Origin of the sequence: Bifidobacterium sp. SO1, from assembly GCF_018555335.1 — a bacterium.
Classification (GTDB): domain Bacteria; phylum Actinomycetota; class Actinomycetes; order Actinomycetales; family Bifidobacteriaceae; genus Bifidobacterium; species Bifidobacterium simiiventris.
The window spans coordinates 1-8,860 of record NZ_JAFEJR010000032.1 but is presented as its reverse complement, the minus strand read 5'-3'; the positions used below and the strand labels follow the sequence as shown (position 1 = coordinate 8,860).

The window sequence follows — 8,860 nt, the reverse complement described above, 5'->3', positions numbered from 1 at the left end:
TCGTGGACGAGATCAACAACCGTCCCATGCGGGTACTCGGCTACCGCACGCCGGCCGAGGCATTCACCGACGAACTGCTAGAATTAGCCGACAAACAAGGGCGTTGCACTTCTAAATAGACAACGGGTCCATTATCGGGGAAAAGGAGCCGTGCTATCATGGTGCGTGACGCGAACAACAGGAGCCATAAGGGCAAGGGCCGGCCGGACGGCGGCCAGTACGAGACGGAGAACGGCAACGGCGGCGGCGACCACGACATCGCCACGCCCGCCGCGGCATCCGCAGCCGGCTGGAACGGAAGCCTCGATTATGACGACTACCAGCGGGCCGGATTCGACGACATTCCCGACCAGACGCCCGTTTACGACGAACAGCATGACCGCTTCCTTCTCAAGGACGGTGATCAGTTCATCGACCTGCGGGACGACGGCCGTACGGACCCGGAGGATGATGCGGAGTATCTCGCCATCCCGTCCATGACCCGTCCGGAGGACATCACGGCGCTTTGCGCGGCGGGCAGATATGATCCGCCGCACACGAAGGAGGAGGTCGAGGAGCGGCATCGTCGGCTCACCGATCTCGCCGAATACGGGAATGCGGCCGTCCTGCATGCGTTTACCACCCGACGCTCCTCCCTGATCCCGAAGGACATCGCCCATATCGCCGTCACGCGCTCCGCCGAAATGGCCCAGAACGTGATGGACATGGACGTGGAGGAGGGACCCGACTCCGCGGCCGTCCGCGCGACCCTCGGCCTGCTGCGCAGTTACGGAGCCCCGGATTCGGATGCGATGGATCGTCTGCTCTCCAATCCGGCTCTCGTCGAATACGGGTGGTCTCAGACCATCGTGAGAAGCCAATACCTCACCATCCGCCAGCAGTGCGCCCTGACGGATGCCGGCCTGGGTGGCATGCTGCTCTCCGAACGTCAGGAGATGGCCCCGGAGGCGGTCGAGCATATCGCCGTCCGCTGCGTCAAGGACGAGGACAACGGGGACATTCTCCGGCATCCGTACACAATCCCCCGCGTCTCGAACGACACGGAGCAGCTGATCTACGCGCATGTCGCGTTCGAACATCCGAACTATCCGATCCAGCGCCTCCGTGAGAAAAGGTTCCTTGATAATCCGGATCTGACCGACAGGCAGCGGCGCGAACTGTCCGAACAGGCCGACATCGCATTGAAGCACCGGCTTGAATGGGGCGGCCGATTCGCCCGGTAGGCCATAACGGCGACAAGAATCAACGGCATCCCGCAGCCTCGGATCTTCGCTTCCTGTCGCATAGTCCTGCCGCATGTTGACATTGGCATGCGGCATCGGGCTGATCGCAGGAATCGTCTTCATGTTCTGGTGGACGGATTACTGCGATGAAAACCGTGACCGGGAGCTGAAAGAACCGTCGTCTTCATTTCCTGATGATCATTCCAGACAGGAGATCATCAGGAAATGGAGACGGCGGGAATCATGGGGAATGATTCTCGCCGTTCTGACCTATATCATCGTATTGTCCTCAGTGGCCGTCGTTTCGGGCATCGACCTTCTGACCCAATGAAAACCGACGGGTATCATTACGAGGGTCAGACATCCGACAATGACCTTCGATAACGGTTTGGACTGTTCGAACAGGGCGAGCAGGAACTGTCCCAGATCGGCGGCGGCGACCGCTACAGTCAGCATCAGCAGTCGAAGCAGAGGCTTCCTCAATCCCATATCCCGATCGTGACGCCTGTCCGCCGACTGATTCCCCGCCGGCATCTCCAATCGGAACGGCATGCGGAATGCGATTCGTTCCGAAGGTCGCGGAGCGCATTCGGAACCCTAAAGCCCGCGCAGCTTCCGGATGCGCTCCGCGACTTTGAACGCCTCCGCGCACAGTCCCGTAACACCCTGATCCAATGTTCCGAAGATCCCGTATCGGCGGATCGTCTCCCCGTAGCATTGGATGGCGTCATCCAGTATCCCATCCCAGCCGAGCCGGCCGATCGGATACCGTCGTCTGGCCGTCAATGCGCGTGCGATCGGGGCGCAACGCCAACGGTATGCGAAAGCGTGAAGCCAAGGATGCGGTCGCTCCTTCAGATCCTCGGACAGGGAGATGATCACCTCCGCACCGTATCTCATCATGCATGCGCGTACGAAACGATCCACATCCCCATCCCCGGCCGTCATATGATACCGGCCGGTCGGATACGGCATGCTCCGGGAGGTCATCCGGCGGATGATCCGCTCCGGAAACTCGCCGCCCCTCCCCCGGATGACGGCTCCCAGTCCGGTCGTATGCCCCACGACGACCGTCACGGTTCCGCGACGGCGGATGTCCGTGCGTTCCGCATACCGGTGATCGTTCCGTTCCCGTTTCCACGTCCGATCGAAGTACCGGGAGACGAGCCCCGCACCCGGATCGTTCTCCTTGATGAACGGGGTGATCTCGCACAGCCAGTCGTCATGTCCCATACTCCCGCATGGTACGGCCGGCATGATCCGCCATGTCTTCCTCGTCTCCCATGTCGGACGATCCAACAGCCGCCATCCATAGACGTATCCGCAGAACAGGCAGACCATGCGGAACGGATACGGGTCGGGGAGCACGTCGAGCATGACGGGCATCAGGAAGGCCAGCATCAATGCGCCCCACTGATCCGGCCCGCAGTATCCGGCTGCCCGATACCGTTTCATCCGAAGACAGACGGCCGGCGGCAGCCAGCGAAAGGCGACTCCGACCGTAAGCCAGAAACAGAGGTTCAACACCATCACGCGAAGCCGTATGCGTCGCATAGCCGTCCCGCATGAAGCGTTACGAATACAAGTATCCCGAAACCGTGCATTCGAAAAGCAAAGGGGACGTGCCGTTCGACCCCGCGGGCAACGGGGATCACCGGATCGCATTGGAGCGACGGATCGCGCAGTGGAAGACCCGTCATCCGGAGGCCAAGGACGCGGTGTTGGAAAGCATCGACCGGGATCGGCATATCGCGATCCTCGTCGACCGGGGATTGAGCGTCGTCACCGGCGTGACCGATACGCGCAAGGAGATCAACCTGTCCGCCGACCAGCAGAAACCCTCCAAAGGCGAGGAGGTGCGGACCGTCTACGAGAACAAGTACGAGGGATGGACGCTCACCGAATTCCACCCGTACGAAGGCAAGGCCGTGATCGAACGCCTGTCGGACGGGCAGAAGACCACGCGCGGCATTCTCGCCACCGCCATGGGATTGCACGACTGGGATCTCACCGTCCAGCCCACCGATGAGGGCGGCTGGAAGGCGGTCCTGGATGACGGGATCGTTTATCAGCCCGACAAGTGGGATGGGAAGGTCGAGGCCGCATGCGCGCAGATCGGCCGCTACGGATGGTGGCATGAGACGGACGTGAAGACCGGCGTGATCATCATCCACCCCGGGCTGCCGAAGACGTTCCCGAAGCTGGTGAAGCTCCCGTTCGACACGCTGGGCGCGGATCGGGAGCGCACCCCATTCGGCGTGAAGCTCGCGCGTCCGGGCGATGAGGCGGAGCGTGCGATCCTCGACTGGAAGGCATCCCCCAGCCTGTATCTGGGCGGTCTTCCCGGTTCCGGCAAAAGCAATGCGGGCAACGCGATCATCGCCGACCAATTGGCGACCGGACAGGTCGAACTGTTCGTCGTCGACCATTTCACCAAGGCCGCCGACTACTATTGGGCGCGCCCCTGGATCCACGAACACGGCTGGGGATGCGACAGTCTCCTCCAGACCCTGGGCGTATTGAAGACGTGCATGGCGGACATCGACAAGGGCGGTGCGCGCGCCGAGTTCTTCCGCCGACGCGGCTACCAGAACTGGTATCAGCTCACCGACGAGGAGAAACAGCAGATGCCGTTAAGACTTGTCGTCTGCGACGAGTTCACCCAGCTGACCGTCGGCCATAAGAGCGCGGGCGCATTGCCGAAGACCGCTTTGCCGCCCGTCTGGGAGGAGAAGCATGACGCGCAGGTCAAGGAGCTGATCCTCCGCACCGTCACCGATCTCGTGCTGGTGGGCCGCGCCTACGGGTATCGGGTCATGCTGCTCAATCAGGTCGCCTCCGCGGCGACCGGCATGCCTCCGAGCCTTCGGTCCGCGATCGGCAACAAGACGCTCATGGGCGCCCGGGCCTCGAAGGGGCAGCGGGGGCTCGTGTTCAACATTCCCGAATCGGTGCCCGAATGCCCGGACAACGTGTTCCAGGAGGGCGTCAGCAAGGGCGTGGGCTCCGCGGAGTTCGAAGGGCAGACGCCGTTCGTGTTCAAATCGTACTTCCCCATACTCCCCGACGGGACGAACGATGCGAAGGCGTTGGGCACGTGGATGTGCGACCGGCTGGGCCTGCCGGAGGGGATTGATCGCGGCTCGTATCTGGATTCGTTCGATCAGACCACCGCGGATGATCCCGAGTTCAACCGGCTGATCATGAGCCGCGTGTCGTTCCCGGAGTCGAAGACGTACGAGCTGTTCCCGTTCCTCGGCGCGATCCGCGACAAGTGGAATGAGAGCCTCGACGAATACGGCGGAGGTCCGACCGGGGATGACACGTCGCATGATGACGGGGATGACGGCGGGACGACCCCGATCACGTCGAGGTCGGAATCCGGGCCGGAACCATCCGGACCGTTGATGGATGCGATGGAACTCGCACGGGTCATGCGACAGGGATGAGGGCTAGTCGCCCGGATGGGCTTGATTCCATTCGGCGAGCCAGTCGATGACGGTCGGATCATTCTTCAGATACCATGCGCCGAGCAGATCGTTGAACATGGCCCTGTCGGGATCCTCGACGGGAACGGCGAGCATGCCCGTCTCGCCCGCCCGTATGAGCAGCCCGTTGGCGGCGAGGAGCGCGCTTCTTTTGTTCCCGTCGCCGAACGGCTGGGCCTTCGCCAGTCGGGCGAACAGTCGGGACGCGGCCGTCAGCGGCGGTTCGCCCGTTGACGCGGCTTCATTCAGGTATGAGGTCAGACGTTTCGGGTCGGGGACGGGCGGCGTGTACGTGCCGTATTTCGTGCCGACGATCACGTTCTCCGCATCCCGGAGCACGCCCGGCTGCATGGCCGCCGTCCGGGTCATACGGGCGTTGATCCCCGTGAACCAGTCAAGATCGAATCGGATCGTGTTCCAGTCGGTGTCGAGCACGTAGGAGGATGCATCCCTGAGATCGCGGAGAAGATCATAGTCGTTGCGGGAGCCGATGACCTTCGGATTGCCGGTGCGGAGGAAGTCCTCGGTGGCGAGCCGTGATGTGTTCAACCCGTCGAAGGTACGGCCCATCCGGTACAGGAGCCTGGCCAACCCCTTGACGGTGCGTAGCGGTGATTGGGATGCGGGAGGGGTGATATCGGAATCGGCTTCACGGCCGGATTTGCCGTCGAAGGTTCCCGCCGTTCCCTGCGGAAGCCCCTTACTCTTGTGCGGCATGCCATTCGCATCCCATACCATGATCCTTCACCCCTTCGCCTGCATGCCGTTACCGGAACCTATTGTAGCGAATCGGGATTATCCGCCGTTCCGATCAGGCCGGGGATTTCATTCCAGTCATGGAACGTGAGGCCGGGCGCGTTCCTGCAGTACGCATGATCCGGGTGGAGGATGATCGCGTCCGTATCCCGTGCGGCCCGTTCGAGCGTGGCCGGTTTGTCGTCGATGAGCGCGTCGAATCGGATGTCGAGCTTGTCGCCGTAGTGCAGTCCGTCGAACGGTATCCCGTTGTTGCGCAGCCAGCGGGCCGTCTGCCCGTCCGGATCATCCCTTCGCGCGGTGCTTATGATGATCCGCCACCCGTCATCATGGAGCCGGTTGAGCGTGTCCGCCGCATGCGGATACGGGGGTTCACGCCGATACAGGCCGGAGGCGACGGCCCTTTTGTGCCACCAGAGGAAGTTCCGAAGACTGCCGGTGAACGGCCAGCCGGGCGTGAGCGTGAAATCATAGGCCATCGGATCCGGACACGCGTATCGCGGCGTGCACGCGTTCACGTAGTCGCGGAGTCCGCTCGTATAGTCGCCGAGCGTATTGTCCACGTCCAGACAAAGAATCCGATTCCTCACCTCATCCTCCGATCATCCGGGCTTCCTGTCTGAGGCGGTCATGCGTCCGGCAGGAACCCCCGGATGCGATATATGGAGGACGGAAGCGCCGCAGACTTCACCGGAACGAGAGGAGAGCCGTTTTTGCGATCTCCCTGTCGGTGGAATGGGTGAGCTTACGCCGCTCCGATTCGGTGCCGCGCGAGGCGAGGGCAATCCATGCGAGCCGGGACATGCGTTCGCGAATGTCTGCCGGAATGTCCGCGTTCCTGAGAAACGGCTGGCTGCGAAGCCGTTCGACGGGATACCGTTCCTCCGCCAGCCAGTCGACCCTGCTCCCCGCTTCCGCAAGCGTGCGCGCGAGCCCGTATTCGTATACTTCGGGAACCGGATGGATCTGGGTGTGCGTCATCGTCCCGGCCGCATCGGGATCGTTTCGCAGGAGCGTGAGCTGTGCGGATGGGGCGAGATCCTGCTGCTGCCAGGGCAGACGATCCATGTCCCACTGGGGTTTCGCCTTCAATGCGGCGAGACGGTTCTGAATGGCTTCGGACAGATCCGGCCGTTCGGCGATCATGCTGGTCGCGATCCCGGATTCGTCATGGTCGATCAGCGTGTCCAGCATGGCTTCGTTCGCGTTCGGATTGCCGGCGAGCGTGGCGGCGACGATCAGATTGTCCGTGTCGGCAAGTTTCGGATCGGGATTGGGGGTCGTGCCGATGGATGCCAGTTCTCCGATCGCATCCTCGGACAGGCTTTGACGGCTGATCCGGCTGTTGCCGGCGTCATCGTACGGGTGGCGGAGGTGGACGATCCCGTTCTGGATGTCCTGCGGGTCGAGATCCTCGCCGATGGTCGGATCCGCGGGATCCTCGAATCGGATGCGTTCGTCGTAGATTCGGAGGATGCGGGGAAGGATGAGCGCATCGTCCGTTTCGATGTTCTGCGCGAACACGATCCGCCCGTCCCAGTCCGCCGCCTCGTCCAGGGGAAAGCCGATGTCGGCGCACAGGTCGAATTCGTCGAAGGTGAGTGGATCGTCCGTTCCGATCGTTTCGGCGTGGAGGCCGGCGAACGGGTCGAACATGGGTGTGATGTCATCATCGCCATGCGTGTTGTCGTGTTCCAGGTCGAACTGTCCGCCTTCGCTCATGCCCTTGGGTTTGCGGCTGCGATTGGATACATCGGTCATGATGCCCCCTTACTTTCGGTCGATGGTCCGGCTGGACGTAACCGCTATGCGTCGGGAGGAGTCTTCGCCCCGTTCCGGTATGCATTTACGCGTGTCGTATGCACGGGGCTGATGCATACCTTCAAGAGGCAGGAATCGTTGGAATCAAGCCATTCTCCGACACCCCCTAAAGGCGTAGGAACCGTAGGAACCTACTTTCCGCTCTTACTCTCTCTTATGGATTCCCCTTGCCTTTAAGAAGTACGTTCCTACGGTTCCTACGGGATCCCGACCGTCTCGAATCGTTGGCGTGAAGCCGTTTTCAAGCGCGAATGGTATGCACGGGGCATGTTCCTACACGTGCATGCCATGCATACCGGCTTCGCGTCGGAGTCGGGATCGGCGCGGCAGGCCCTCCGACCGACCGCCCCCATCCGGGCGGGCATTCGGACGTATGCCGAAATCGGCCGAAAACGGGGCGCTGCGCGATGAATGTCAGTGGATCGTACAACGGGAGGGATTTCGCTCCTTTTCGCCGCGTCATGCGCGGATGTCGGCGAATGACGCTCACCGGTTCGCAACGATGCCGAATGACCGTCGCGGCTCCGCGGTATGCATTCACGCAGGTCGTATGCACGAGCCCAATGCATACCGCGGAGGGACGAGGATCGTTGGAATCAAGCCGTTTTTCAATACCCCCCAAAGGCGTAGGAACCGTAGGAACCTACTTTCCGCTCTTACTCTCTTTTATGGGATTCCCCTTACCTTTAAGAAGTACGTTCCTACGGTTCCTACGGCATTTTCGATGGTTGAAAACGTTGGAATGAAGCCGTTTTCGGAGACGGAAGGTATGCATTACGCCCGTTCCTACACGTGCATACCGCGCATACCGCATGACGCGCATAGCCGCCCCATATGATCCAGCCGAAACCCTACGCCGTCCGATTCGACATCTCCGACCGGCTGTGGATGACCACCGTCGACGAGGACACCATCGAACAGAGGAAACGCAGACGAGGCCGGCTCCGCGCCCAGGCCCGAAACGTCTGGCGGCAGGCCCGACAGGCCGGCGCCCAGCCCGTCACAAGATACATGATGCTCGTCACCGTCGGCGGCCGGCGGGAAAGCCCCATCCTCGCCGCCGAAACATTGAAGCCACTCATCGACGCGGGAACCGACGAGCATCTCTGGCCCGACGACGACCCCTACCATCGGCTCATGACCTGCTACCTGCGCGACCCCCGGCCGCTGGCCGGCGGCAAGGCGCTCATCCACATCTGGATCATCCCCACGAACGCGGGAGAAAACCCGATCCGGCGGCTCCTCTCCCGCACGCCGAACGCGACCGGCACGCTCGCCAGCGTCACGTTCGACGACGACACATGGCTCACCAGCAACATGCGGCTCGACCACCGGGAACGACTCCACCGGCAGGAACGCATCATCCACGCCAGCCGCGACTCATGGCGCGCATCCCCCGGATCCGACTGCGCGGTCATCTGCCAGGTCGCCTACCCCGACCATCGGCCCGAATACAAAGGCGATCCGGACAACACCGCCGAAACCGCGACCGCCATGTGGGGCGCGGGCGTCATGAAAGGACTTCTCCCCGCCACGCCCGGCCTGTTCGCCTTCACACTCGCCCCCGGAGAA

General features: G+C 62.2%; 8 protein-coding genes. 4 read left to right on the top strand and 4 right to left on the bottom strand.

Going from position 1 to position 8,860, the window contains the following annotated elements; translation table 11 throughout:
- The first annotated feature begins 158 nt into the window (after window positions 1–158).
- Window positions 159–1,223 carry a hypothetical protein gene (locus JS541_RS14330; protein WP_214375165.1) on the top strand — a complete coding sequence of 355 codons (1,065 nt, stop codon included), beginning with the start codon at window positions 159–161 and terminating at the stop codon, window positions 1,221–1,223.
- Between the two features lie 121 nt (window positions 1,224–1,344).
- On the top strand, window positions 1,345–1,554 hold the full coding sequence (locus JS541_RS14325) for a hypothetical protein (RefSeq protein ID WP_214375164.1): 210 nt from the start codon (window positions 1,345–1,347) through the stop codon (window positions 1,552–1,554).
- A 266-nt stretch (window positions 1,555–1,820) separates the two neighbouring features.
- On the opposite strand, the gene JS541_RS14320 is transcribed toward JS541_RS14325, so the two are convergent.
- The gene (locus tag JS541_RS14320; RefSeq protein ID WP_214375163.1) at window positions 1,821–2,624 is read right to left on the bottom strand and encodes a hypothetical protein; all 804 of its coding nucleotides are present in this window, start codon (window positions 2,622–2,624) and stop codon (window positions 1,821–1,823) included.
- 164 nt (window positions 2,625–2,788) lie between these two features.
- Between JS541_RS14320 and JS541_RS14315 the strand changes: the two genes are divergently transcribed.
- On the top strand, window positions 2,789–4,672 hold the full coding sequence (locus tag JS541_RS14315; protein ID WP_214375162.1) for a hypothetical protein: 1,884 nt from the start codon (window positions 2,789–2,791) through the stop codon (window positions 4,670–4,672).
- A 3-nt stretch (window positions 4,673–4,675) separates the two neighbouring features.
- Here the strand turns inward: JS541_RS14315 and JS541_RS14310 are convergent, their stop codons facing one another.
- The 3 genes from JS541_RS14310 to JS541_RS14300 form a co-directional block, all read right to left on the bottom strand.
- Complete coding sequence (locus JS541_RS14310; protein WP_240539393.1) at window positions 4,676–5,428, bottom strand: Fic family protein; 753 nt, start codon at window positions 5,426–5,428, stop codon at window positions 4,676–4,678.
- Window positions 5,429–5,487: 59 nt separating this feature from the next.
- Window positions 5,488–6,057: a 2-C-methyl-D-erythritol 4-phosphate cytidylyltransferase gene (locus JS541_RS14305; RefSeq protein WP_214375161.1), complete on the bottom strand. Its 570-nt coding sequence runs from the start codon at window positions 6,055–6,057 to the stop codon at window positions 5,488–5,490.
- A 97-nt stretch (window positions 6,058–6,154) separates the two neighbouring features.
- Window positions 6,155–7,228, bottom strand: coding sequence for a hypothetical protein (locus tag JS541_RS14300; RefSeq protein WP_214375160.1), 1,074 nt, complete (start codon window positions 7,226–7,228; stop codon window positions 6,155–6,157).
- Between the two features lie 894 nt (window positions 7,229–8,122).
- On the opposite strand from JS541_RS14300, the gene JS541_RS14295 reads away from it, so the two are divergent.
- Window positions 8,123–8,860 (top strand): hypothetical protein (locus JS541_RS14295; RefSeq protein ID WP_214375159.1); only part of this gene is annotated, 738 nt, incomplete at its 3' end.

Excerpts from the sequence above, each read along its gene's own strand:
- JS541_RS14330 (WP_214375165.1), top strand. The coding sequence starts at position 159 with ATGGTGCGTGACGCGAACAACAGGAGCCATAAGGGCAAGGGCCGGCCG.
- JS541_RS14325 (WP_214375164.1), top strand. The coding sequence starts at position 1,345 with ATGTTCTGGTGGACGGATTACTGCGATGAAAACCGTGACCGGGAGCTG.
- JS541_RS14310 (WP_240539393.1), bottom strand. The coding sequence starts at position 5,428 with ATGCCGCACAAGAGTAAGGGGCTTCCGCAGGGAACGGCGGGAACCTTC.
- JS541_RS14300 (WP_214375160.1), bottom strand. The coding sequence starts at position 7,228 with ATGACCGATGTATCCAATCGCAGCCGCAAACCCAAGGGCATGAGCGAA.
- JS541_RS14320 (WP_214375163.1), bottom strand. The coding sequence starts at position 2,624 with ATGCTGGCCTTCCTGATGCCCGTCATGCTCGACGTGCTCCCCGACCCG.
- JS541_RS14315 (WP_214375162.1), top strand. The coding sequence starts at position 2,789 with ATGAAGCGTTACGAATACAAGTATCCCGAAACCGTGCATTCGAAAAGC.